Below are 23,801 nucleotides of genomic sequence, written 5' to 3' on the forward strand. Positions count from 1 at the left end.
GGGGCCGGTCAGGGTCGAAGCGTCGAGAACGGTCGGGCTTCGGCCGGGGTCGGCCAGGATGCGACCCGGATCGGTCAGGCTTCGGTCAGGTACCGCTGGAGCGTCGGGGCCACCTCGGCCACGATCCGCTCCGGGTCCGCGGAGGCCAGCGGCTCGACCCGGATCACGTACCGCAGGATCACGATCCCGATCATGTGGGAGGCCGCCAGCTCGGCCCGGAACTCGGGGTCCGGTACGGCGAGGTCGGCGGCGATCCGCTCCAGGAGCCGGCGCAGCACGAAGCTCCGCAGCACCGTGGCCGCCGCCTCGTGCGTGACCGCCGAGCGGATGATCGCGAGCAGCGGGGCCCGGGACACCGGGTTCTCCCAGACCCCGATGAAGAAGCGGGCCAGCCGCTCGCCGACCGCCTCGCGCGGGCCGCCGATGATGGCCGGGACGACCAGCGCCGGCTCGAAGGAGACCTCGATCGCCGCCGCGAAGACCTCGTCCTTGGTCCCGAAGTAGTGGTGCACCAGCGCCGGGTCCACCCCGGCGGCCTTGGCGATGCCGCGGACCGAGGTCTTGTCGTAGCCCCGCTCCGCGAACTGCGTCCGCGCCGCCTCCAGGATGCGCTCGCGCGCGCCGGGGCCGCTGTCGTCGGCCGCGCCGCGCGCGGGACGCCCGCGGCGCCGGGGGGACGCCTCGCTCACGCGCGCGTGCCCCGGGCCGCCGAGGCGAGGTGGAGCCGGGTGAAGGCGAGCGCCTCGGCGAGGTCGGCCTCCCGTTCGGCGGCAGACATCGCGCGCCGGGTGTTGACCTCGATGACGACGTGCCCGTCGAAGCCGGAGACGGCCAGCCGCTCCAGCAGCTCGGCGCAGGGCTGGGTGCCGCGGCCCGGCACCAGGTGCTCGTCCTTGGCGGAGCCGCGCCCGTCGGCGAGGTGGACGTGGCCGAGCCGGTCGCCCATGCGGTCGATCATCGCCAGGGTGTCGGTGCGGGCGGTCGCGGTGTGCGAGAGGTCGATCGTGAAGTGCCGGTAGTCGTCCTTGGTGACGTCCCACTCGGGGGCGTACGCGAGCATCTCGCGGTCCCGGTACCGCCACGGGTACATGTTCTCCACGGCGAAGCGGACGTCGGTCTCGTCCGCCATCCGCCAGATGCCGGTGACGAAGTCGCGGGCGTACTGGCGCTGCCAGCGGAACGGCGGGTGGACGACGACCGTGGACGCGCCGAGCTTCTCGGCGGCCGCCTGGGCGCGCTGGAGCTTGACCCACGGATCGGTGGACCAGACGCGCTGGGTGATGAGGAGGCAGGGCGCGTGGACGGCGAGGATCGGCACCTGGTGGTAGTCCGAGAGCCGGCGCAGCGCCTCGATGTCCTGGCTGACCGGGTCGGTCCACACCATGACCTCGACGCCGTCGTAACCGAGGCGTGCGGCGACCTCGAAGGCCGTCGCCGTCGACTCCGGATAGACCGAGGCCGTCGACAGGGCGACCTTCGCATCCGGGACGCGCACCGCTGGTTCTGCCACGACAGACAGGGTACGGGGCGCACCTGGGCGCGGGAGGGTGGTTCCGGTCACCTCCGCACGCCGCCGGTACGGCCCCCGTACGCGCGCGTGCGGCGACCGGGAGCCGGTCAGACGACGGGCAGGACCTCGGGGAGGTGGTCGAGGCGGCGCAGGATGACGCCCTCGCGCAGGGCCCAGGGGCAGATCTCCAGCTGCTCCACGCCGAGCAGGTCCATGGCGCCCTCGGCGACCAGGGCGCCGGCGAGCAGCTGGGCGGCGCGGCCCTCGGAGACACCGGGCAGGGCGGCGCGCTCGCCGCCGGTCATCCCGGCGAGCCGCGGCACCCACTCCTCCAGGGAGGCGCGGGTCAGCAGCCGCTCCACGTACAGCCCCTCGCTGGAGCCGGGCGCGCCGGCGATCCGGGCGAGCTGCTTGAAGGTCTTGGAGGTGGCGACGACGTGGTCGGGCTTGCCGAAGCGGCTGAACTCGCCGACGGTCCGGGCGATCTGGGCGCGGACGTGGCGGCGCAGCGCCTTCACGTCCTCCGTGTCGGGCGGGTCGCCGGGCAGCCAGCCGGCGGTGAGGCGGCCCGCGCCGAGCGGCAGGGAGACGGCGGCGTCGGGGTCCTCGTCGATGCCGTAGGCGACCTCCAGGGAGCCGCCGCCGATGTCGAGGAGGAGCAGCTTGCCGGCGGACCAGCCGAACCAGCGGCGGGCGGCGAGGAAGGTGAGCCGGGCCTCCTCCTCGCCGGTGAGGACCTGCAGGTCCACGCCGGTCTCGTCCTTGACCCGTGCGAGGACCTCGTCGGCGTTGGTGGCCTCGCGGACGGCGGAGGTCGCGAAGGGCAGGACCTCCTCGCAGCCCTTGTCCTCGGCGGCCTGGAGCGCCGCCAGGACGGTCCCGATCAGCCGCTCGACGCCGCCGGGCGCGATGGCGCCGCGCGGGTCGAGGAGCTCGGCGAGCCGCAGCTCCGCCTTGTGGGAGTGGGCGGGCAGCGGGCGTGCGCCGGGGTGGGCGTCCACCACGAGCAGGTGCACAGTGTTCGAACCGACGTCGAGGACTCCGAGTCTCATGGCGGAAACGCTACTGCTCCCGCCCGCATACGCTTGGCGTTGTGCCAAAGACGAAAAAGGCGAAGCCGGGCAAAGACAGCGCCTCCGGCGACGGTGCCGCGCGCGGCGGGGCCGCGCACGACGTGCGGGACGTGAAGTACGCGCGCGACGTGGAGGGCGCGAAGCCGCCCGTCAAGGGCGTGACGAAACAGCGCAAGGGCGCGGAGCCGGACGAACAGGGGCTCGACTTCCCGCGCGCGTGGGTGGAGTTCGCGGATCCGGCCGACGAGGAACAGGTCTTCCGCTGCGACCTGACCTGGCTGACCTCGCGCTGGACCTGTGTCTTCGGCAGCGGCTGCCAGGGCATCCAGGCGGGCCGGGCGGCGGACGGCTGCTGCACGCTGGGCGCCCACTTCTCCGACGAGGACGACGAGAAGCGGGTCGCGGAGCACGTGGCGAAGCTGACGCCGGAGCTGTGGCAGTTCCACGACGTCGGCAGCGAGACGGGGTGGACGCAGGTCGACGAGGACGGCGACCGGCAGACCCGCCGCTGGAAGGGCTCCTGCATCTTCCAGAACCGGCCGGGCTTCCCGGGCGGCGCCGGCTGCTCGCTGCACATCCTGGCCCTGAAGGAGGGCCGGGAGCCGCTGGAGACGAAGCCGGACGTGTGCTGGCAGCTGCCGGTGCGCCGGACGTACGACTGGATCGACCGGCCCGACGACACGCGCGTGCTCCAGGTGTCCATCGGCGAGTACGACCGGCGGGGCTGGGGCCCGGGCGGTCACGACCTGCACTGGTGGTGCACCTCGGCGACCTCGGCGCACGGCGGCGGGGAGCCGGTCTACGTCTCGTACCGGCCGGAGCTGATCGAGATGATGGGCAAGGACGCGTACGACGTGCTGGTCGGGCTCTGCGAGGCGCGGCTCGCCTCGGCGCTGCCGATGGTGGCACCGCACCCGGCCGACCCGAAGCGGTAGCCGAGGCCCTGCCTCCTCCTTTCAGCGAGGCCCTGCCTCCTCCTTTCAGGAGGAGGGCTGCGGAGGCGGCGCGTCCGTCGTCGGCTCGGCCGTCGGGGGCGCGGTCGTCGGCTCCGTCGTGGGCGGCGGCGTGGTGGGCGGCTCCGTCGTCGGTGGTTCGGTCGTCGGGGGCGGGGTGGTGGGTTCCGTGGTCGGCGGCGGCGTGGTGGGCGGCTCCGTCGTCGGCGGGGGCGACGTCGGCTCGGTGGGCTCCGTGGGGCCGGTCGGGCCCGGGTCGACCGGCCCGCCGGTGGGCGGTGGCCCGGTCGGCGGGGTGGTGGGCTCCGTGGTGACCGGCGGGAGCGGGATCACCCGGTCGTCGATCGGGGCGGCCGGTCCCCGGCCGCTGATCCGCAGCACCGCGCCGGTGGGATCGACGCCGATCCGGGCGCTCCAGGGACCGCGCGGTTCACGGGCCCGGTCGACGCGGACGGCGACGGTGACGGTCTCGCCGGGGCGGAGGGTGCCGGACGCCTGGCTCACGTACAGCCAGGGCCCGTCCGTCCACAGCGACCAGTCGACCGGGGTGCCGCCCTCGCCGGTGAGCGTGATGAGGGTGACGTCGCCGAGGCAGCGCGCGGTGACGCCGATCCAGCCCGGCACCGGGTCTCCGGGCCGCGCGGGGGCGACCGGTCCGGCGGACCGGGCCGGGGTGACGACCTCGACGGAGACGTCGGGGGAACGGCTGCCCTGGGTGGCACGGGGGTCGGGGGTCGCACGGGCGTTGCCGGCGTTCTCGTACCGGTCGTACGGGCGCCCCTCCTCCGTCCCGTCCCCGCGCTCGCCGGCGCTGACCCGGGCTCCGTCCCGGCCCGCCTCGGCGCCGGCGGGGACGCCCCGGTACGAGGTCCACAGGGCGAGCACCGGGGCGGCGACCACGGTGGTGGTGACCGCGCGGGCCCGCATCCGGTCCCGGCGGGCGACGAGGTCCTTCGGGTCGATCGGGAAGCCGGTCGGGGCGAACCGGGGGGCACCGGCACGCGCGCGCGGCACGTGCAGCATCGCCATGTAGGCGGCGGCCCGGGGCGCCTCGACGAGCGGCAGCCGGTCCTGGACGGCGCGCGCCCCGCCGCCCGGCCAGGGGGCGGTGGCGCCGACCCGCTCGGCGGTGCGGCGGCAGACCGGGCAGTCGTCCACGTGCCGGACGAGTTCGGCGCGCAGCGCCGCCGAGAGGATCAGCTGCCGGTCGCCGGTGAGGAGCCGGGCGACGGTGGGGCAGCTGCCGGTGGAGACCACGGCGAGCGCGGCGCGGGTGCGCTCGACCTCGCAGGCGGCGGTGGCGAGCAGTTCGCGGGCGGCCGACGGGTCGAGGGCGAGGACGGCGGCGACCTGGCGCGGGCTCAGCCCGTGCCGGACGGCCAGTTCGAGCGCCTCGCGCTGCTCCGGGGTGGTGCCGGCGGCCTCGGGCCAGGCCAGCGTGGCCAGCTCCGCGCGGCGCCGCTCGGCGGTCTCGGCGGAGACGGGCGGCGGGGCGGGCGGGGTGACGGCCGGACGGCCGGTGTGCGCGCCCTGGCGCCGGCGGCGCTGCTCGCCGAGGCTGCGCAGACAGGCCCAGCGGGCCAGCGCGTACAGCCAGGCGGTGCGGCCCTCCGCGTCGGAGGGGCAGCGGCCGTGGTGGCGCTCGGCGGCGGCGAGGACGTCGCCGAGGACGGCGGTGGCCGTGTCGTGGTCGCAGAGGACCGAGAGGCAGTACGTGAAGAGCCCGTCGAGGGCGGCCTCGTAGCGGGCGGGGGGTCGCTGGCCGAGCGTGCGCGGTCCCTGCTGCGGGCCGCGGCGCGCCCGGTGGGCGCCCGGGGTGCGGGAGGAGTCCAGCCTGCTGCTCGTCACTGGGCGACCGTAGGCGCGGAGGGGGGCACTCTTCATACCGGATCCGCTGTTCTCAGCCTTACGGGTGAAGCCATCACTCGAAAGGGGACAGGAGCGAGGTGTTCCGCTGCCATGGCGGCGGACTGTCCACAGGTCGCGCCCCGTCCGTCCACAGGCCGGAAGCGGGCGGCGGTCCGCTGTCGGTGGCGGCGGCTACGGTGTGGGGCATGGCTGCCCGTACGAAATCCACCAAGGACCGTCCGTCCTACCGCTGCACCGAATGCGGCTGGCAGACGGCCAAGTGGCTCGGTCGATGCCCCGAATGCCAGGCGTGGGGCACGGTCGAGGAGTACGGCGCGCCCGCCGTCCGGACCACCGCCGCCGGCCGGGTCTCCACCGCCGCGCTCCCCATCGCCCAGGTCGACGGCCGGCAGGCGACCGCCCGCACGACCGGGGTCGACGAGCTGGACCGGGTCCTCGGCGGCGGTCTGGTGCCCGGCGCCGTCGTGCTGCTCGCGGGCGAGCCCGGCGTCGGCAAGTCCACGCTGCTGCTCGACGTGGCGGCGAAGGCGGCGAGCGACGCGCACCGCACGCTGTACGTGACGGGCGAGGAGTCGGCGAGCCAGGTCCGGCTCCGCGCGGACCGGATCAACGCGCTCAGCGACCACCTGTACCTGGCGGCCGAGACCGACCTCTCCGCGGTCCTCGGCCACCTGGACGAGGTCAAGCCCTCGCTGCTGATCCTGGACTCGGTGCAGACGGTCGCCTCGCCGGAGATCGACGGCGCCCCCGGCGGCATGGCGCAGGTCCGCGAGGTCGCGGGCGCGCTGATCCGGGCCTCCAAGGAGCGCGGGATGTCCACGCTCCTCGTCGGCCACGTGACGAAGGACGGGGCGATCGCCGGTCCCCGGCTCCTGGAGCACCTGGTCGACGTCGTCCTCCACTTCGAGGGCGACCGGCACGCGCGCCTGCGGCTGGTCCGGGGCGTGAAGAACCGGTACGGGGCGACGGACGAGGTGGGCTGCTTCGAGCTCCACGACGAGGGGATCACCGGCCTCGCCGACCCGTCCGGGCTGTTCCTGACCCGCCGGGACGTGGCCGTGCCCGGCACCTGCCTGACGGTGACCCTGGAGGGCCGGCGGCCGCTGGTGGCCGAGGTGCAGGCGCTCACCGTGGACTCCCAGATCCCCTCCCCGCGCCGGACCACCTCGGGCCTGGAGACCTCCCGGGTCTCGATGATGCTCGCGGTCCTGGAGCAGCGCGGGCGGATCAGCGCACTGGGCAAGCGGGACATCTACAGCGCCACCGTGGGCGGGGTGAAGCTCTCCGAGCCGGCCGCCGACCTGGCGATCGCGCTCGCCCTGGCCTCCGCCGCCAGCGACACCCCGCTGCCGAAGAACCTGGTCGCGATCGGCGAGGTCGGCCTCGCGGGCGAGGTGCGGCGGGTCACCGGCGTCCAGCGCCGCCTCGCGGAGGCGCACCGGCTCGGCTTCACCCACGCGCTGGTCCCCGGCGACCCGGGGAAGGTGCCGCCCGGCATGAAGGTGACGGAGGTCGCGGACATGGGGGACGCCCTGCGGGTCCTGCCGGCCGGCCGCCGCGCGGCCCGGCGCACGGAGGAGTCCGGGGGCTGACGGCGGAGCCCCCGGCGGCGCCCCGGGCGGGCGCGGTGAGGGCGCTCCGGGCGGGCGCCGTCAGGGCCTCCGGGGCGGCGCCCGGGTACTCCGGTGGGGTCGCGGAGGGGTAGGCGCGCGGCCGGGCGGGTAGGGCGGATCGCGACCGGGCCGCCCCGGCGGGTGCCCGCCCGGAGCACCCCGGACCGGCGTGCGGCCCAGGGCGGCGGGGTGGTGTCGCTAGACTTTGCCCTGGTCTCGCCCATCCGTACGAGCCGGAGGAGTGCAGTGGCAGCCAAGGACGGGGCAGCAGCTCCTGGAAAGTCCGGCGCGGGCTCCGGCAACGAAGCGCTGATGCGCGCGGCGCTGAGCGCGGTCGCGCCCGGCACCGCCCTGCGCGACGGCCTGGAGCGGATCCTCCGCGGGAACACCGGTGGTCTGATCGTCCTAGGCATGGACAAGACGGTCGACTCGATGTGCACCGGCGGCTTCGTCATCGACGTCGAGTTCGCCGCGACGCGCCTGCGCGAGCTGTGCAAGCTCGACGGGGCGCTCGTCCTCGACAAGGACATCACCAAGATTCACCGGGCCGGCGTGCAGCTGGTCCCGGACGCCTCCATCCCCACCGAGGAGACCGGCACCCGCCACCGCACCGCGGACCGGGTCTCCAAGCAGTGCAACTTCCCCGTCGTCTCCGTCTCGCAGTCGATGCGCCTGATCGCGCTGTACGTGAACGGCGAGCGGCGGGTCCTGGAGGAGTCGGCCGCGATCCTGTCCCGGGCCAACCAGGCGCTCGCGACGCTGGAGCGGTACAAGCTCCGCCTCGACGAGGTGGCCGGCACGCTCTCCGCGCTGGAGATCGAGGACCTGGTGACCGTCCGGGACGTCACCGCCGTCGCCCAGCGCCTGGAGATGGTCCGCCGGATCGCCACCGAGATCGCGGAGTACGTGGTCGAGCTCGGCACGGACGGGCGGCTGCTCTCGCTCCAGCTCGACGAGCTCATCGCGGGCGTGGAGCCGGAGCGCGAGCTGGTGATCCGTGACTACGTGCCGGAGCCGACGGCGAAGCGTTCCCGCACGGTCGCGGAGGCGCTGACCGAGCTGGACGCGCTCTCCCACACCGAGCTCCTCGAACTCCCCGTCGTCGCGCGGGCCCTCGGCTACAGCGGCTCCCCCGAGACCCTGGACTCGGCGGTCTCGCCGCGCGGCTACCGGCTGCTGGCCAAGGTGCCGCGGCTGCCCGGCGCCATCATCGAGCGCCTGGTGGAGCACTTCGGCGGGCTGCAGAAGCTGCTCGCGGCGAGCGTCGACGACCTCCAGACCGTCGACGGCGTCGGCGAGGCCCGGGCGCGCAGCGTCCGCGAGGGCCTGTCGCGGCTGGCGGAGTCGTCGATCCTGGAGCGGTACGTCTGACGGCCCACGCCCGACGGACGGGCCACGTCTGAACGTCTGACGGCCCACGCCCGACCGACGGGCCACGTCTGAACGCCTGACGGACCACGCCCGACGGACGGACCGCGTCCGACGACCGTACGGCTGACGGACCACGCCCGACGGACGCACCGCGTCCGACGACCGACGACCGTACGTCTGACGGCCCGCGTCCGACGGACGACGACCGGGCAGAGCGCCCGGCGACGGTCCCCGGGCGCCGCTCAGTCCTTGGCGAGGGCGAACGGCGCCGCGACCGTCTTCTCCCCCGGCACGGTCGCCTCGACCAGGTAGTTGCCCGGACCGGCCTCGCCCGCGGGGGCGGTGGCGCACTGCGGGGCGCTGCGGCGCAGGTCCCACTCCACGGTGTGGGTGATCGTGGCGCCCGCGGGCACCTTCAGCAGCACCGGGTCGCCGGGGCGCGGGCAGTCGTCGGAGGCCCACAGCCGCTCGTTCCTCGGGTCGCTGATCTTCAGCACCGCGGCGCGGGGGCCGAGATCGGCCTTGCAGTCGGCGTCCGAGGTGTTCTTGACCACGAGGTGGAAGCGCGGCTTCTCGCCGGGCTCGTACGTGAGCTTGGCGCTGCGCAGCGTCAACTCCAGGGAGCCCGAGGGGCAGTTCGGGAGCGGCGAACCGGCCGGCACGCGCTGTCCGGCACCCGCCCCGGCGCCGCCGTCGCCGCCCGCGCCGTCGGTGTCGCCGTTCTTGCCCGGCGTACCGGAACCGGCCGAACCGGAGCCGTCGCCCTCGCCGGAGCCCGCACCCGCGTCCGTACCGGAACCGGAGCCGCCGTCGGAGCCGGAACCCGCGCCGTCGCCCGCACCGGCGTCGCCGGTGTCGCCCGCGCCGCCGGAGTCGCCCGACTCGTCGCGGCCGCCCGGCTGTTGGCTGATGGCCGGTCCGGTTCCGGCGGGGCCGGGGGTGATGGAAGGCGCGGGGGCCGAGCCGTTGGCGGCGTCGTTCGACTTCTTCCCGCCCCCGTCACCGGAGGTGACGGCCCATAGCGTGAGCAGGGCGAGCAGTGCGATCAGGCACAGCGCGACCGCCCTCCGTCGCCAGTAGATGGTGGAGGGAAGCGGCCCGACCGGATTGCGCAAAGATCCCACGCCCCGAACCTTACGAGAGATCCGGCCCAACTCCCGCCCCACCCGCCGCCCTAGAGCCCAAGTTTTGCCGATGATCACATCCTCCGGAGACGGGAACTCTCCCCGCCGCGGCCGGAAATCGCCCCTCCGTCCGCCCCTCCCCCACTTTCGTCAGGGGTCGTCTCGTTCCTTGGCCCGGGGCACGACGGTCCGGATTCCGGTTAGCGTCATGCACCATGGACAACCTCCTCGACCTCTCCGACCGGCTCTATCTCGACATCCTCGACTTCGCGCACACCACACCGCACTGGTTCCAGTGGCTCGCCGAAGTCTGGACGGAGCTCGGACTGCTGCTCTTCGGCGCGCTGTTCCTGGCCGGGTGGTGGCGCTCGCGGACCGGATCGAGCCAGGCGATGACCCTCGCGCTCCTCGCCCCCCTCGCCACCGCCTTCGGTTACGTGGTGAGCGAGGGCCTGAAGTCGCTGATCGACGAGGAGCGGCCGTGCCGGGCCGTCGCCGGGGCGCCCGCCGCGCTCATCGACTGCCCCGCCTACGGCGACTGGTCCTTCCCCAGCAACCACTCCGCCATCGCCGGCGCCGCCGCCGTCGCGCTCGCCCTCTCCTGGCGCGGGATCGTCTGGCTGACCGTGCCCATGGCGATCCTCATGGCCTTCTCCCGCGTCTTCGTCGGCGTCCACTACCCGCACGACGTCACCGCCGGCCTGCTCCTCGGCGGCCTCGTCGCCTTCCTCGTCATGCGGGCCGCGCGCCGGCCGGTGGCGGCACTGGTGGAGACGGCCCGGTCCAGCCGGAGCGCGGCGGTCGTGTGGTGCGCGGGGCGGGGGCCCGCGACCCCGGCGCACGCCTCCGCGCGCCCCGAGCGCCGTTCGCGGGCCCGCCACGGCGCGTACTGATCGCTCCCCGGACGTGCCAGGATCGGGGGTGCCATGACTTCCATCGATGCCCCCGCCTCCCTGTCCGTCCCCACCGGTGCGGCCCCGTCCGCCGTCGACCCGGCCGCACTCCACGGGCCGGTCCTCGCCTGGTTCGACCGGCACGCCCGCGACCTGCCCTGGCGCCACCCCGAGGCCGGTGCCTGGGGCGTCATGGTCAGCGAGTTCATGCTCCAGCAGACCCCCGTCGTCCGGGTGCTGCCGGTGTACGAGCAGTGGCTCGCGCGCTGGCCCCGCCCGGCCGACCTGGCCGCCGAGCCGCCCGGCGAGGCCGTCCGTGCCTGGGGCCGGCTCGGCTACCCGCGCCGCGCCCTGCGGCTGCACGCGGCGGCCGTCGCGATAAGGGACCGGCACCGCGGCGACGTGCCGAGCGACCACGCGCAGCTGCTCGCCCTCCCCGGCATCGGCGAGTACACCGCCGCGGCCGTCGCCTCCTTCGCGTACGGCCAGCGGCACGCCGTGCTCGACACCAACGTGCGCCGGGTCTTCGCCCGCGCGGCGAGCGGCGTCCAGTACCCGCCGAACGCCACCACCGCCGCCGAGCGGCGCCTCGCCCGCGCGCTGCTCCCCGACGACGAGGGCACCGCGGCCCGCTGGGCCGCCGCCTCGATGGAGCTGGGCGCGCTGGTGTGCACGGCGAAGAACGAGGACTGCGGCCGCTGCCCCATCGCCGACCGCTGCGCCTGGCTGCGGTCGGGCAAGCCCGCCCATGACGGCCCGCCCCGGCGCGGCCAGACCTACGCCGGCACCGACCGCCAGGTCCGCGGCCGGCTCCTCGCCGTCCTCCGCGACGCCCCCGGCCCCGTCCCCCAGTCCGCGCTGGACGCCGTCTGGGACGAGCCCGTCCAGCGCGGCCGGGCCCTGGACGGTCTGGTCTCGGACGGGCTGGTGGAGCCGCTGGACGGCGGGCGGTACCGGCTGCCCCTGACCTGAGCGCCCCGGCTGTTACACAACCGATGGGTAGCCGTGCGTCCACCGACGGCTGCCCCGCACACCCCCGTGACAACCGCTCCGTAGCGTCGTCGTCGACACGGAGAACAAGCAGGTCACGGGGATGTGGAGGCGGCTGGGATGAGCCAGGGCGAGGTGCTCGACTTCGAGGAGTACGTCCGCACACGGCAGGACGCGCTGCTGCGCAGCGCCCGCCGGCTCGTCCCGGACCCGGTCGACGCGCAGGACCTCCTCCAGACCGCCCTGGTCCGGACGTACGGCCGGTGGGACGGGATCGCGGACAAGTCGCTGGCCGACGCCTACCTGCGGCGGGTCATGATCAACACCCGCACGGAGTGGTGGCGGGCGCGCCGTCTCGAGGAGGTGCCCACCGAGCAGCTCCCGGACGCGAGCGTGGAGGACCCGACCGAGCAGCACGCCGACCGGGCGCTGCTGATGGACATCCTGCGGGTGCTGGCGCCCAAGCAGCGCAGCGTCGTGGTGCTGCGGCACTGGGAGCAGATGAGCACGGAGGAGACCGCGGCGGCGCTGGGCATGTCGACGGGTACCGTGAAGTCGACGCTCCACCGCGCGCTCGCCCGGCTCCGCCAGGAGCTGGAGAGCCGGGACCTGAACGCCCTCGCCCTGGGGCGGCCCGTGGAGCGGACCGGAGGGCAGCGGCCGGCGGCGGCCGGCGTGCGAGGTGACGAGGGAGGGCGCGAGCGGTGCGCGGCCTAGACGACGGCGACGGCGACGGCGAAGTCGGCGACGGCAGAACGGGCGGAAGAGCCGGCGGAGCTGCCGGCGGAAGAGCCGGCGACCGGATCGGCGGCACGGCCCGAGGAGGCGTCGGGGCGGGAGCCGGGACCGGGGGCGGTTCGCCCCGCGGGTCCGGCACGAAGGCGGCGGGTGTCACGGCGGTGGCCGGACTCGCCGCCCTCGGCCTGTTCGTGGCCGCGTGCTCGACCGGCGGCACGGGTTCGCGCGACGAGGGCGCGGCGCGCGCCGACGCGACGGCCGCCGCCGCCCCCACCCCGCCCGCCGCGGCCTCGGGCTCGGCGAAGGAGGCCGAGCGGGTGGACCCGATCGCGCTGCTCAAGGGCGACCCGAAGATCGGCGCGCGGGTGAAGGCCGACCTGAAGCCGTGCGTGGCCGACGCGTACCCGGTGGACACCTCGTACGGCAACCTCACGAACGGCACCGCGCCCGACGTCGTCGTCAACGTCATGACCTGCGGGGACGCGGTCGGCATCGGCACCTACGTCTACCGCAAGCAGCCGGGCGGGAGCACCGACCGGGACTCGGCCACCGCCGAGGGCTACGAGAACGTCTTCATGGCCGAGGACGCGGCGGTCTACAGCACCATCGACCGCGGCGACCTGATCGTGACGAAGCAGGTGTACGCGGAGGACGACCCGGTCGCCTACCCGTCGGGCGAGGACGTCATCACGTACCGCTGGTCGGGGAACAGGTTCACCCAGCACGACTGGGTGCACAACGACTACAGCCGGGCCGTGGGCGAGGGCGACGGCGCCACCGAGCCGCCCCAGCCGGCGCCGGAACCGTCCGCCGCCGGCTGAGCCCGCCGTCCCGGCGGCCGAGCCCCCATCCCCCCACCACACACCGAAGGACCCCCGCACGATGGCCGAGACCCATGTCCTGTTCGTCGAGGACGACGACGTCATCCGTGAGGCCACCCAGCTCGCCCTGGAGCGGGACGGCTTCCGCGTCACCGCCATGCCCGACGGGCTCTCCGGGCTCGACGCCTTCCGCGCCCACCGCCCGGACATCGCGCTGCTGGACGTGATGCTGCCCGGCATGGACGGGGTCAGCCTCTGCCGGCGCATCCGCGACGAGTCGACCGTCCCGGTGATCATGCTGTCGGCGCGCGCCGACTCGATCGACGTCGTCCTCGGCCTGGAGGCCGGGGCGGACGACTACGTCACCAAGCCCTTCGACGGCGCCGTGCTGATGGCCCGCATCCGGGCCGTGCTGCGCCGGTTCGGCCACGCGGCCGGCAGCGGGGCGGGCGACGGGACGGCGGAGCGCGCGGGCGACGGCGGGCCGCTCGTCTTCGGCGGCGGCGACCTGGAGGTCGACACCGAGGGCATGGAGGTGCGGCGGGGCGGGGCGCCGGTGGCGCTGACGCCGACCGAGATGCGGCTGCTCCTGGAGTTCTCGTCCGCGCCGAACACCGTGCTCTCCCGGGACAAGCTCCTGGAGCGGGTCTGGGACTACGGCTGGGGCGGCGACACCCGGGTCGTCGACGTCCACGTGCAGCGGCTGCGGGCCAAGATCGGCCAGGACCGGATCGAGACGGTCCGCGGCTTCGGCTACAAGCTCAGGGGCTGATCGGTGAGAGCGCTCCCGCTCCGCACCGGCGTCCGCTGGAAGATCGCCCTGGCCATCGCGGCGGTCGGCGCGCTGATCGCGGTCACCCTGAGCGTCGTCGTGCACAACGCCGCCCGCATCTCGATGCTGGACAACGCGCGCGAGGTGCAGATGGAGCGGCTGCTCTTCGCCCAGCGCCTGTACGAGACCTCCAAGCCGAAGGAGCCGCGCTTCGGCGCCAAGCTCAACGACCCGGCGCTGCCGGACCAGCTCGACCAGCTGATGCGCGACCAGCGGCGGGGCACGTACGTGCAGGAGCACCGGCACGGCGGGCCGCCGGACGTGTGGGCGGCGGTTCCGCTGGCCAACGGCGACGTGCTGTCGCTGCACATCCCCTTCGCCGACCGCAGCGCCACGATCATGAAGGACCTCGACCGGGCGCTGGTCATCGGCTCGGTCTCGGTGGTGTTCGGCGGCTGCGCCCTCGGCATCCTGGTCGGCGGGCAGCTCTCCCGGCGGCTGCGGAAGGCCGCGGCGGCGGCCGGGAAGGTCGCCCAGGGCAATGGCGACGTCCGGGTGCGGGACGCCGTCGGCGGAGTCGTACGGGACGAGACCGACGACCTCGCGTGGGCGATCGACGCGCTCACCGACGCCCTCCACGAGCGGATCGAGGCCGAGCGGCGGGTCACCGCCGACATCGCGCACGAGCTGCGCACCCCGGTGACCGGGCTGCTGACGGCGGCCGAGCTGCTGCCGCCCGGCCGACCGACCGAGCTGGTGCGGGACCGGGCGCAGGCGATGCGGACGCTGGTCGAGGACGTCCTGGAGGTGGCGCGGCTCGACGGCGCCTCGGAGCGGGCGGAGCTCCAGGAGATCGCGCTCGGGGAGTTCGTGGAGCGCCGGGTGCGGTCGACGTTCCCGGACGCGGAGATCCGGGTGGTGCACGAGTCCTGGGTGTCGACCGACCCGCGCCGGCTGGAGCGGATCCTCGGCAATCTGCTGGCCAACGCGGCCAAGCACGGCAAGGGCCCGGTGGAGGTCACCGTCGAGGGCCGGGTGGTACGCGTACGGGACCACGGCCCCGGCTTCCCCGAGGCGCTGCTCCGCGAGGGCCCGAGCCGCTTCCGTACCGGCACGAGCGACCGGGCGGGGCAGGGCCACGGCCTGGGCCTGACCATCGCGGCCGGCCAGGCGCGGGTCCTGGGCGCCCGGCTGACCTTCCGGAACGTGGCCTCCGAGGCGGCGCCCGAGGGGGTCGGCGGGGCCGTGGCGGTGCTGTGGCTGCCGGACCACGCGCCGACGAACACGGGCAGCTTCCCGATCCTGCGGCTGCCGGAGTAGCCGGGGCGGGGGTACGCGCGTGGGGCCGGGTTTCGTCGGAAACCCGGCCCCACGCGCGCGTGCGACAGCCGTCAGACCGTCTCGGCGACCTTGGCCGTGCCCTCGTCCGCCGGCTTCTCCGGCGTCGCGGGGCCGGCGCCGCGCAGCGCCACCTCCTTGACGAAGAAGGCGAGGACGAAGCCGATCACCGCGACCGCCGAACCGACGAGGAAGGCGGAGTGGGTGCCGGCGGCGACCGCGTGCTGGTACGCCTCGCGCAGCGCCTCCGGCAGCTTGGCCAGGCTCGCGGCGTCGAGCTGGGCGGTCCGCTCGGTGAGGCCGGAGCCGCCGCGGGCGGCCATCTCGTCCTGGACCCGGCTGGTGAAGAGCGCGCCCATGATGGCGACGCCGAAGGAGGAGCCGAGGGTCCGGAAGAGGGTGGTGGAGCTGGAGGCCACGCCCATGTCCTTCATCTCGACGCTGTTCTGCGCGACGAGCATGGTGATCTGCATCAGGAAGCCCATGCCGGCGCCGAGCAGCGCCATGTGGAGCCCCGAGACCAGGCGGGTCGTGCCGGTGTCCATCGTGGAGAGCAGGAAGAGGCCCACGATCATCAGGGCGCCGCCCGCCAGCGGGAAGATCTTGTACTTGCCGGTGCTGGTGGTGACGCGGCCGACGACCAGCGAGACGACCATCATCGACAGCAGCATCGGCAGGAGCAGCAGGCCGGAGTTGGTGGCCGAGGCGCCCTGTACGGACTGCTGGAAGATCGGCAGGTAGAGGACCGCGCCGAACATGACGAAGCCGGTGATGAAGCCGATCAGCGACATGAGCGTGAAGTTGCGGCTGCGGAAGATGTGCAGCGGCATGATCGGGTCGCTCGCGCGGGTCTCCACATACAGGAAGGCGGCGAGGGCGGCCGCGCCGGCGACCGCGAGGCCGACGATGGTGGCCGAGCCCCAGGCGTACTCGGTGCCGCCCCAGGTGGTGACGAGGACGATCGCGGTGATGCCGACGGTCAGCAGCGCGGCGCCGAGGAAGTCGATCCGGGTGCCGGCCGCCCGCTGCTTCTTCGGCAGGTGGAGGACGGCGGTGACCATGGCGAGGGCGACGGCGCCCAGCGGCAGGTTGATGTAGAAGGACCAGCGCCAGCCCCAGTGGTCGGTGATGGTGCCGCCGACCAGCGGTCCGCCGATCATGGCGAGGGCCATCACGCCGGCCATCATGCCCTGGTACTTGCCCCGCTCCCGGGGCGGGATCAGGTCGCCGATGATCGCCATCACACCGACCATGAGACCGCCGGCGCCGAGGCCCTGCACGGTGCGGAAGGCGATGAGCTGGCCCATGTCCTGGGCCATGCCGCTGAGCGCCGAACCGATCAGGAAGATCACGATCGAGGTGAGGAAGACGCCCTTGCGGCCGTACATGTCGCCGAGCTTGCCCCAGATGGGCGTGGAGGCGGCGGTGGCCAGGGTGTAGGCGGTGACGACCCAGGAGAGGTGCTCCAGGCCGCCGAGCTCGCCGACGATGGTCGGCATCGCGGTGCCGATGATCATGTTGTCCAGCATCGCGAGGAGCATCGCGATCATGAGGGCGAGGAGGACCACGCGCACGCTGCGCTGCGCTTCCGGCTGCTCCTGCGCCTGTTTCGGTGGTGCGGTGTCCGTCATGGCCGTCCCTTACTTGCCGCCCGGCTAGTTACTACACTGGGGACGGTAGGCGTATCACTTGCCGGTCGTCAAGTAAGTTTTGTGGAAAGTGGGAGTGAACAGCCATGGCCCGAGGCAATACCCGCCAGCGCATCCAGGACGTGGCTCTCGAACTCTTCGCCGAGCAGGGCTACGAGAAGACCTCGCTGCGGGAGATCGCGGAACGCCTCGACGTCACCAAGGCCGCGCTGTACTACCACTTCAAGACCAAGGAAGACATCATCATCGGGATCTTTCAGGATCTGACGCGCCCGATGGACGAGCTGCTCGCCTGGGCCTCCGAGCAGCCGCGCACCCTGGAGACCAAGCGGGAGATCCTGCGCCGCTACCAGGTCTGCCTGCTCGCCGCGGCCCCGCTGTTCCGCTTCATGCACGAGAACCAGGCGACCGTGCGCGAGCTCAGCATCGGCCTCACCTTCAAGGAGCGGCTGCTCGCGCTCTACGAGTACGTGCAGGAGCCCGAGGCGCCCCTGAAGGACCGGGTCCGCGCCATGAGCTCGATCTTCACCCTGCACGCGGGCACGTTCTTCCTGCAGAACACGGACGAGGACGACCCCGAGGAGAAGCGGGAAGCCGTCCTCGAAGTCGCCCTCGATCTGATCGAGCAGGCCCACCGGGCCTGACACGCGTCAGCGTCAGATGGTCACGCCGTGGGTCCGCAGGAAGGCGGCCGGGTTGACGGCGGAGCCGTAGTTCGGGGTCGTACGGATCTCGAAGTGCAGGTGCGGGCCGGAGGAGTTTCCGGTGTTGCCCGAGAGGGCGATCTTCTGGCCGGCGGCGACCTTCTGGCCGATGTGGACCTTGATCTTCGACAGGTGGGCGTACTGCGAGTACGTGCCGTTGGCGTGCTTCACCACGATGGCGTTGCCGTACGCGGGGCCGTCGCCGCCGCCGTTCGGGCCGGCCTTCACGACGGTGCCCGGGCCCGCGGCCTTGACCGTGGTGCCGACCGGGACGGCGAAGTCCTGGCCGGAGTGCTTGTGGGACCACATGGCGCCGCCCTGGTTGTAGCTGGCGGTGAGGGTGTACGAGGTGACCGGCTTGACCCAGCCCTTGGCCTTCTTCGCGGCAGCGGGCTTGGCGGCGGCCTTGGCGGCCGCGGCCTTCACCTGAGCGGCCTTGGCGGCCTTGGCGGCCTTCGCCTGGGCGGCGACCTTGGCCTGGGTGACGGCCTGCGCCTCGACGGCGGCGGCCGCGGTACCGGCGACCGGGGCGGCCTTGCTCTCGGCGGCGAAGGCGGACCCGGCTCCGGCCACCAGCGAAGCTCCCAGACCCGCGGTGGCGAGGGCGACGGCGGTGGTTCGGACGGCGGGGTTCATGACGCGCTTCGACATACGGGGGAAGACCTCCGGACAGAACGGGACCCGACGCGATCGGTGCGTTGCGCCGGGCTGGCTGTTCCTTGGTAACCCGGCACCCAGGTCATCCCAAAACACCCCATCTACGACACCAGGTCGTAGCGATCTCCGCAGGAATACGGCCCTTGACACCTACGGAGACCGTCCGCGAAATCGGACATACCAACCCAACCTTCCGGGCTTAACCGCACGCCACCGGGGCCGGGAAAGCCCCGAAAGAGGACGCCGCGCCCGATTCGGCCCACTCGGGACCTAGGTCCTGGTAGTTGACGCATGAACGTCCCGATTCACCCCTTATCGGCGCTACGATCCCGTCTAGTACCCTCCAAAACCCCTGTGCGCCTTGTCACCGCCCACCCCCTGCCATTGCGACCTGGGTCACGCAACCGGAACCCTGGGAAGCCCGTCGGGAGGGCGCGGCGGGGGCGTCTGGAGGGACGCCGAAGGGGCGCCCGGGGCGCCCGGAGATTCCCTGGGCCGGCCCGCGCGGGGACCGGGCTTCCCCGAGGGGCCCGGGTGGCAGGGCCAGGCCGTCCGGAAGACGCCCGGAGGGCGCCTTGTCGGGACCGCAGGGCGCCTGGAACCCGCTCAGAAGGCACCTCGGGGCCGCCCCGAGGGCGCTCGCAGCCCGCCCGCGGCGGCCGCGGCGCCGAGCCGCCTTGCGGGTCCGGACCGTCTGGGAACGCCCCGAGAGTCACGGCCGGAGGGCCCTGGCCGCCAGGGAGGGCGCGCCGACGCCGTCCCGAGGCCCGGCCAGGGGCCGCCCGGGCTCACAGTTCCGGGGGGGGGGAGCGTCCGCCAGAGGTGCGGCCGGTCGGGGGCGGCGCGCAGGGCCCGGAGGACCACGGGGTGGGGTTCGGCGTAGAGAACCGGGCGCGACGGCGCCTCGGGCCCCGCCCCGAGGGCGCTCGGCGCCGCGAGGGGGCCTGCCGGGGGCCGTTCCGGGCCGGGGCCTCAGCAGGCCGGGCTCCCGGGCCTGCGGTCGTCCCGAGGGCGCGCGTGAGCGGGGCGCCCGGCCGGCGGCGTTCCGGGCCGGACGACGGAAAAGGGGCGGCCCCGGAACCGTCTGGTTCCGGGGCCGCCCCTTGAGGCTGCTACACGCTCAGCGCGTGCGTCACGCGTCCTTGGAGAGGTTCGGGCCCGAGTCGCCCGCCGCGACCGGCGGAGCGTCCGGCAGCGCCGACTTCTCCTCGCCGCGGAAGGTGAACTTCCGCTCCTCGCCCTCGCCCTCGGTGTCCACGACCACGATGTGGCCGGGACGGAGGTCGCCGAAGAGGATCTTCTCGGACAGCGTGTCCTCGATCTCGCGCTGGATCGTCCGGCGGAGCGGGCGGGCACCCAGGACCGGGTCGTAGCCCTTCTTCGCCAGGAGCTCCTTGGCGGACTGGGAGAGCTCGATGCCCATGTCCCGGTCCTTCAGGCGCTCGTCCACGCGGCCGATCATCAGGTCGACGATCTGGAGGATGTCGTCCTGGGTCAGCTGCGGGAAGACGATGACGTCGTCCACACGGTTGAGGAACTCGGGGCGGAAGTGCTGCTTCAGCTCCTCGCTGACCTTCGCCTTCATCCGCTCGTAGTTGGACTTCGTGTCGCCCTGGGCGGCGAAGCCCAGGTTGAAGCCCTTCGAGATGTCCCTGGTCCCGAGGTTGGTCGTCATGATGATGACCGTGTTCTTGAAGTCCACGACCCGGCCCTGGGAGTCGGTCAGGCGACCGTCCTCCAGGATCTGGAGCAGGGAATTGAAGATATCGGGGTGGGCCTTCTCGACCTCGTCGAAGAGGACGACGGAGAACGGCTTGCGGCGCACCTTCTCGGTGAGCTGGCCGCCCTCTTCGTAGCCGACGTATCCGGGCGGCGAACCGAAGAGGCGGGAAACCGTGTGCTTCTCGCTGAACTCCGACATGTCGAGGGAGATCATCGCGTCCTCGTCGCCGAAGAGGAATTCGGCGAGCGCCTTGGAAAGCTCGGTCTTACCGACACCGGACGGACCGGCGAAGATGAACGAGCCGCCGGGACGCTTCGGGTCCTTCAGGCCGGCCCGCGTACGCCGGATGGCGCGCGAGAGGCCGATGACGGCGTCCTTCTGGCCGATGACGCGCTTGTGGAGCTCGTCCTCCATGCGGAGCAGACGCGAGGACTCCTCCTCGGTCAGCTTGAAGACCGGGATGCCGGTGGCGGTCGCGAGGACCTCGGCGATCAGATCGCCGTCGACCTCGGCGACGACGTCCATGTCGCCGGCCTTCCACTCCTTCTCCCGCTTGGCCTTCGCGGCGAGGAGCTGCTTCTCCTTGTCGCGCAGGGACGCGGCCTTCTCGAAGTCCTGCGAGTCGATCGCGGACTCCTTGTCGCGGCGGACGCCGGCGATCTTCTCGTCGAACTCGCGGAGGTCCGGCGGCGCGGTCATCCGGCGGATGCGCATCCGGGAGCCGGCCTCGTCGATCAGGTCGATCGCCTTGTCCGGGAGGAAGCGGTCCGAGATGTACCGGTCGGCCAGGGTCGCGGCCTGGACGAGGGCCTCGTCGGTGATGGAGACGCGGTGGTGCGCCTCGTACCGGTCGCGCAGACCCTTGAGGATCTCGATGGTGTGCGGCAGCGACGGCTCGGCGACCTGGATGGGCTGGAAGCGGCGCTCCAGCGCGGCGTCCTTCTCCAGGTACTTGCGGTACTCGTCGAGCGTGGTGGCACCGATGGTCTGGAGCTCACCGCGGGCCAGCATCGGCTTGAGGATGCTGGCGGCGTCGATCGCGCCCTCGGCGGCGCCCGCACCCACCAGGGTGTGAAGCTCGTCGATGAACAGGATGATGTCGCCGCGGGTGCGGATCTCCTTGAGGACCTTCTTCAGGCGCTCCTCGAAGTCACCGCGGTAGCGGGAGCCGGCGACCAGCGCGCCGAGGTCCAGGGTGTAGAGGTGCTTGTCCTTGAGGGTCTCGGGCACCTCGCCCTTGACGATGGCCTGCGCCAGGCCCTCGACGACGGCGGTCTTGCCGACGCCGGGCTCGCCGATGAGGACCGGGTTGTTCTTGGTGCGGCGGGACAGCACCTGCATGACCCGCTCGATCTCCTTCTCGCGCCCGATGACCGGGTCGAGCTTGGACTCGCGGGCCGCCTGGGTGAGGTTGCGGCCGAACTGGTCGAGGACCAGGGACGTCGAGGGGGTGCCCTCGGCAGGACCGCCGGCGGTGGCGGCTTCCTTGCCCTGGTAGCCGGAGAGCAGCTGGATGACCTGCTGCCGCACCCGGTTGAGGTCGGCGCCCAGCTTCACGAGGACCTGGGCGGCGACGCCCTCGCCCTCGCGGATCAGGCCGAGCAGGATGTGCTCGGTGCCGATGTAGTTGTGGCCGAGCTGGAGGGCCTCGCGGAGCGACAGCTCCAGGACCTTCTTGGCACGAGGGGTGAAGGGGATGTGCCCGGACGGGGCCTGCTGGCCCTGGCCGATGATCTCCTCCACCTGCTGGCGGACCGCCTCGAGCGAAATCCCGAGGCTCTCCAGGGCCTTAGCGGCGACACCCTCACCCTCGTGGATAAGGCCCAGAAGGATGTGCTCGGTGCCGATGTAGTTGTGGTTGAGCATCCGGGCTTCTTCCTGAGCCAGGACGACAACCCGCCGCGCGCGGTCGGTGAACCTCTCGAACATCGTTAATCGCTCCTCAGAGCGGTCAGTCAGTTAGGGGTCGATCCCCTCCCTGTCCTTCCGCAGCTTAGTCCCGCAAGCGGGGACCGCTCATTCCAACTGCCGACATCCGTCCGGATCACCCCCTTGTCGCTGGGGTGTCCCGCTGCCGAACAGCCGACAAATGCTCCAACTCGATGGTGCGAGACGATGTTCCCGCAGGCCAAGTAGTTACCCCCGCCTTGAGTACGCCGATGGCGAACGTGAGACGGCCCGGCCGTACGAGTCACCCCTCTCCACTAGGAATGTCTTACCCGTAGGGTCCGACACTCCATGCGGCGCACCCGGGGTCCCTCCGCTACCAGCGAACACAGTTGCGTCGTCGAATGCACTCGTACGCCCCATTACCGGACACCTCGGGTCCCCGGACCGGAACGTTACGTCACCGGTGCCGCCCGGGCCCGTAACCAACCGGGCTCCCCCGGAGTTCCCCGGGCATGGCCTTCACCGTCCCGCTTCCCCGCTCGCCGCTCGACGGCGGACGGGCGCTCGCGCTCTGGTACGAGCGGGAGCTCGGCTGGGCGACGGTGCCGGGACCGCCGGTGCAGCTGGTGACGGGGCTCCGCTTCGACGTGCTGGAGCTGCCCGCGGCGGCCGGCCGGGGGGTGCTGCGCCGGGTGGGCGCCGCGACCGGTCCGGTGGCGCTGATGGGGCGCCGGATGCGGTTCCTGGTGGCCGCGGGGGCCTCGGAGGACCTTCCCGGCCTGCTGGAATGGCTGGAGTGGGGCGGGATCTCACTGGATCTCGCGGCGCTGGGCGCCGACGGCCGGATCACCGCTCCCCTGCCTCCTGGGCGGGGTGGCTCCGGCGCGCCGGGCGCCGCCGTGTGGCTGCGGGCCCCCGAGCCGGGGCGCGAGGTGGAGTCCTCGCTGCCGGCGCCGAGGTCCGGGCCGTGGGGCCGTGCGGAGGCCCCGTGCCTGACGCGCCTGGTCGCCGCGGCCGCGGTGGAGTGCCATCGGCTGCGACTGCTGAACGCCCGGGCCGGTGGGCCGGCTGCTCAGCGGGGGACGACGCCTCAGCGGTTCGCGTCCTCGTAGGCCGCCTTGACGTGGGCGGGGACGCGGCCGCGGTCGTTGACCTCCATGCCGTTCTCCTTGGCCCACGCGCGGATCTTCGCCGTGTCCTGGCTGCCGGAGGCGGCGACGCGGCCCTTGCCGCGGCCCGTGGTGGTGCGGCCGCCGGTGCGACGCCCGTTCGTGGTGTACGGCTCGAGCAGGCCACGGAGCTTTTCCGCGTTGGCGGTGGTGAGGTCGATCTCGTAGGTCTTGCCGTCCAGCGCGAACGTCACGGTCTCGTCCGCCTCGACGCCGTCGAGGTCGTCGACAAGAAGGACCTGAACCTTCTGTGCCACCGGATTTCCTTTCATCGAAAATGCAGTACGCGGAAAGGAAACCGCTTTTCCCGGAAAAACACAAACCCCTGGCAGAGGTTCAGAAGCCCGGCAACGCGGGAAACGTGCGCGATTCGGACATAGGGTTCCGCCAGGGGTTCCGTCCGGCTTCCGCCGGGCTTCCGGTCACAGGTGCAGAAGCATCCGGCTGTTGCCCAAGGTGTTCGGCTTCACTCGTTCGAGACCGAGGAACTCGGCGACGCCCTCGTCATAGGAACGGAGGAGCTCTGCGTAGACATCTCCGTCGACCGGGGTCTCGCCGATCTCGACGAAGCCGTGCTTCGCGAAGAAGTCGACTTCGAAGGTGAGGCAGAAAACCCTGCGCACCCCGAGCCAGCGCGCGGTCTGCAACAACTTGGTGAGCAGCTGATGACCGATGCCGGCGCCCTTGAACTCGGGATCGACGGCGAGCGTGCGGACTTCCGCGAGGTCTTCCCACATGACGTGCAGGGCGCCGACTCCGACGACCTCGGCGTCCTCGTCGCGTTCCGCGACCCAGAACTCCTGGATGGCCTCGTAAAACGTCACCGTCGCCTTGTCGAGGAGGATGCCTCGGCGCGCGTACGGATCGACCAGGCGTCGCACGGCGGCGACGTCGGAGGTGCGGGCACGGCGTACGGTGACGGCTTTCGACATGGGGGGACGGTA

General features: G+C 73.1%; 21 protein-coding genes and 1 pseudogene. 11 read left to right on the top strand and 11 right to left on the bottom strand.

Features of this window, described 5'->3' with window-relative positions:
* Positions 1-74: 74 nt before the first annotated feature.
* The 3 genes from ABFY03_RS16810 to ABFY03_RS16820 form a co-directional block, all read right to left on the bottom strand.
* The gene (locus ABFY03_RS16810; protein ID WP_319008979.1) at positions 75-689 is read right to left on the bottom strand and encodes a TetR/AcrR family transcriptional regulator; all 615 of its coding nucleotides are present in this window, start codon (positions 687-689) and stop codon (positions 75-77) included.
* Positions 686-1,510 (bottom strand): sugar phosphate isomerase/epimerase family protein, encoded by an 825-nt coding sequence (locus ABFY03_RS16815; protein WP_319008980.1) that lies wholly within the window; start codon positions 1,508-1,510, stop codon positions 686-688. Before ABFY03_RS16815 ends, ABFY03_RS16810 begins: the two co-directional genes overlap by 4 nt.
* 107 nt (positions 1,511-1,617) lie before the next feature.
* Positions 1,618-2,562, bottom strand: coding sequence for a Ppx/GppA family phosphatase (locus tag ABFY03_RS16820; RefSeq protein WP_319008981.1), 945 nt, complete (start codon positions 2,560-2,562; stop codon positions 1,618-1,620).
* A 149-nt stretch (positions 2,563-2,711) separates the two neighbouring features.
* On the opposite strand from ABFY03_RS16820, the gene ABFY03_RS16825 reads away from it, so the two are divergent.
* Positions 2,712-3,518: a DUF3109 family protein gene (locus tag ABFY03_RS16825; protein WP_319009092.1), complete on the top strand. Its 807-nt coding sequence runs from the start codon at positions 2,712-2,714 to the stop codon at positions 3,516-3,518.
* A gap of 45 nt (positions 3,519-3,563) precedes the next feature.
* Here the strand turns inward: ABFY03_RS16825 and ABFY03_RS16830 are convergent, their stop codons facing one another.
* Entirely contained in the window at positions 3,564-5,384 is a 1,821-nt protein-coding gene (locus ABFY03_RS16830; RefSeq protein ID WP_346170250.1) for a BACON domain-containing protein, read from the bottom strand.
* A 206-nt stretch (positions 5,385-5,590) separates the two neighbouring features.
* Here ABFY03_RS16830 and radA point away from each other — a divergent pair, with 206 nt between their 5' ends.
* Positions 5,591-6,997: a DNA repair protein RadA gene (gene radA, locus ABFY03_RS16835; RefSeq protein WP_319008983.1), complete on the top strand. Its 1,407-nt coding sequence runs from the start codon at positions 5,591-5,593 to the stop codon at positions 6,995-6,997.
* A gap of 267 nt (positions 6,998-7,264) precedes the next feature.
* Complete coding sequence (gene disA, locus ABFY03_RS16840; RefSeq protein WP_030497825.1) at positions 7,265-8,389, top strand: DNA integrity scanning diadenylate cyclase DisA; 1,125 nt, start codon at positions 7,265-7,267, stop codon at positions 8,387-8,389.
* A 242-nt stretch (positions 8,390-8,631) separates the two neighbouring features.
* Here the strand turns inward: disA and ABFY03_RS16845 are convergent, their stop codons facing one another.
* Positions 8,632-9,513 (bottom strand): hypothetical protein, encoded by an 882-nt coding sequence (locus ABFY03_RS16845; protein WP_319008984.1) that lies wholly within the window; start codon positions 9,511-9,513, stop codon positions 8,632-8,634.
* A gap of 215 nt (positions 9,514-9,728) precedes the next feature.
* Between ABFY03_RS16845 and ABFY03_RS16850 the strand changes: the two genes are divergently transcribed.
* From ABFY03_RS16850 to cseC, 6 genes are all read left to right on the top strand, one after another.
* On the top strand, positions 9,729-10,406 hold the full coding sequence (locus tag ABFY03_RS16850; protein WP_319008985.1) for a phosphatase PAP2 family protein: 678 nt from the start codon (positions 9,729-9,731) through the stop codon (positions 10,404-10,406).
* A gap of 33 nt (positions 10,407-10,439) precedes the next feature.
* A complete protein-coding gene (locus ABFY03_RS16855) occupies positions 10,440-11,378 on the top strand; it encodes an HhH-GPD family protein (protein ID WP_319008986.1) in 939 nt (312 codons plus the stop codon).
* Positions 11,379-11,516: 138 nt separating this feature from the next.
* Positions 11,517-12,113 carry a SigE family RNA polymerase sigma factor gene (locus ABFY03_RS16860; protein WP_319008987.1) on the top strand — a complete coding sequence of 199 codons (597 nt, stop codon included), beginning with the start codon at positions 11,517-11,519 and terminating at the stop codon, positions 12,111-12,113.
* An 86-nt stretch (positions 12,114-12,199) separates the two neighbouring features.
* On the top strand, positions 12,200-12,955 hold the full coding sequence (locus ABFY03_RS16865; RefSeq protein WP_386723692.1) for a hypothetical protein: 756 nt from the start codon (positions 12,200-12,202) through the stop codon (positions 12,953-12,955).
* A 61-nt stretch (positions 12,956-13,016) separates the two neighbouring features.
* On the top strand, positions 13,017-13,727 hold the full coding sequence (gene cseB, locus ABFY03_RS16870; protein WP_319008989.1) for a two-component system response regulator CseB: 711 nt from the start codon (positions 13,017-13,019) through the stop codon (positions 13,725-13,727).
* A 3-nt stretch (positions 13,728-13,730) separates the two neighbouring features.
* A complete protein-coding gene (gene cseC, locus ABFY03_RS16875; RefSeq protein WP_319008990.1) occupies positions 13,731-15,047 on the top strand; it encodes a two-component system sensor histidine kinase CseC in 1,317 nt (438 codons plus the stop codon).
* 71 nt (positions 15,048-15,118) lie between these two features.
* Here the strand turns inward: cseC and ABFY03_RS16880 are convergent, their stop codons facing one another.
* A complete protein-coding gene (locus ABFY03_RS16880) occupies positions 15,119-16,696 on the bottom strand; it encodes an MDR family MFS transporter (RefSeq protein ID WP_319008991.1) in 1,578 nt (525 codons plus the stop codon).
* Positions 16,697-16,800: 104 nt separating this feature from the next.
* On the opposite strand from ABFY03_RS16880, the gene ABFY03_RS16885 reads away from it, so the two are divergent.
* The gene (locus tag ABFY03_RS16885; RefSeq protein WP_346170251.1) at positions 16,801-17,358 is read left to right on the top strand and encodes a TetR/AcrR family transcriptional regulator; all 558 of its coding nucleotides are present in this window, start codon (positions 16,801-16,803) and stop codon (positions 17,356-17,358) included.
* A gap of 12 nt (positions 17,359-17,370) precedes the next feature.
* Here the strand turns inward: ABFY03_RS16885 and ABFY03_RS16890 are convergent, their stop codons facing one another.
* The 3 genes and pseudogenes from ABFY03_RS16890 to ABFY03_RS16900 all read right to left on the bottom strand — a co-directional run bounded on the left by ABFY03_RS16890 (position 17,371) and on the right by ABFY03_RS16900 (position 21,727).
* Positions 17,371-18,069: a M23 family metallopeptidase gene (locus tag ABFY03_RS16890; protein WP_319008993.1), complete on the bottom strand. Its 699-nt coding sequence runs from the start codon at positions 18,067-18,069 to the stop codon at positions 17,371-17,373.
* Between the two features lie 810 nt (positions 18,070-18,879).
* A pseudogene (locus ABFY03_RS16895) lies at positions 18,880-18,966 on the bottom strand (transglutaminase); the annotation flags it as partial.
* Positions 18,967-19,207: 241 nt separating this feature from the next.
* On the bottom strand, positions 19,208-21,727 hold the full coding sequence (locus ABFY03_RS16900; protein ID WP_319008994.1) for an ATP-dependent Clp protease ATP-binding subunit: 2,520 nt from the start codon (positions 21,725-21,727) through the stop codon (positions 19,208-19,210).
* Between the two features lie 473 nt (positions 21,728-22,200).
* On the opposite strand from ABFY03_RS16900, the gene ABFY03_RS16905 reads away from it, so the two are divergent.
* Complete coding sequence (locus ABFY03_RS16905) at positions 22,201-22,800, top strand: SCO3374 family protein (protein WP_346170252.1); 600 nt, start codon at positions 22,201-22,203, stop codon at positions 22,798-22,800.
* Here the strand turns inward: ABFY03_RS16905 and ABFY03_RS16910 are convergent.
* Entirely contained in the window at positions 22,779-23,114 is a 336-nt protein-coding gene (locus ABFY03_RS16910; protein WP_031006415.1) for a histone-like nucleoid-structuring protein Lsr2, read from the bottom strand. The two genes, ABFY03_RS16905 and ABFY03_RS16910, sit on opposite strands and share 22 nt — an antisense overlap.
* A gap of 165 nt (positions 23,115-23,279) precedes the next feature.
* On the bottom strand, positions 23,280-23,789 hold the full coding sequence (locus tag ABFY03_RS16915) for an amino-acid N-acetyltransferase (protein ID WP_031006417.1): 510 nt from the start codon (positions 23,787-23,789) through the stop codon (positions 23,280-23,282).
* Between the last annotated feature and the right edge of the window lie 12 nt (positions 23,790-23,801).

It is taken from the genome of Streptomyces roseofulvus, from assembly GCF_039534915.1.
Classification (GTDB): Bacteria; Actinomycetota; Actinomycetes; order Streptomycetales; family Streptomycetaceae; genus Streptomyces; species Streptomyces roseofulvus.

Bases quoted from the DNA above. Each gene is read 5' to 3' on its own strand.
- ABFY03_RS16820 (WP_319008981.1), bottom strand. From the start codon at position 2,562: ATGAGACTCGGAGTCCTCGACGTCGGTTCGAACACTGTGCACCTGCTC.
- radA (WP_319008983.1), top strand. From the start codon at position 5,591: ATGGCTGCCCGTACGAAATCCACCAAGGACCGTCCGTCCTACCGCTGC.
- ABFY03_RS16850 (WP_319008985.1), top strand. From the start codon at position 9,729: ATGGACAACCTCCTCGACCTCTCCGACCGGCTCTATCTCGACATCCTC.
- ABFY03_RS16855 (WP_319008986.1), top strand. From the start codon at position 10,440: ATGACTTCCATCGATGCCCCCGCCTCCCTGTCCGTCCCCACCGGTGCG.
- ABFY03_RS16860 (WP_319008987.1), top strand. From the start codon at position 11,517: ATGAGCCAGGGCGAGGTGCTCGACTTCGAGGAGTACGTCCGCACACGG.
- cseB (WP_319008989.1), top strand. From the start codon at position 13,017: ATGGCCGAGACCCATGTCCTGTTCGTCGAGGACGACGACGTCATCCGT.
- ABFY03_RS16880 (WP_319008991.1), bottom strand. From the start codon at position 16,696: ATGACGGACACCGCACCACCGAAACAGGCGCAGGAGCAGCCGGAAGCG.
- ABFY03_RS16885 (WP_346170251.1), top strand. From the start codon at position 16,801: ATGGCCCGAGGCAATACCCGCCAGCGCATCCAGGACGTGGCTCTCGAA.
- ABFY03_RS16890 (WP_319008993.1), bottom strand. From the start codon at position 18,069: ATGTCGAAGCGCGTCATGAACCCCGCCGTCCGAACCACCGCCGTCGCC.
- ABFY03_RS16900 (WP_319008994.1), bottom strand. From the start codon at position 21,727: ATGTTCGAGAGGTTCACCGACCGCGCGCGGCGGGTTGTCGTCCTGGCT.
- ABFY03_RS16905 (WP_346170252.1), top strand. From the start codon at position 22,201: ATGGCCTTCACCGTCCCGCTTCCCCGCTCGCCGCTCGACGGCGGACGG.
- ABFY03_RS16915 (WP_031006417.1), bottom strand. From the start codon at position 23,789: ATGTCGAAAGCCGTCACCGTACGCCGTGCCCGCACCTCCGACGTCGCC.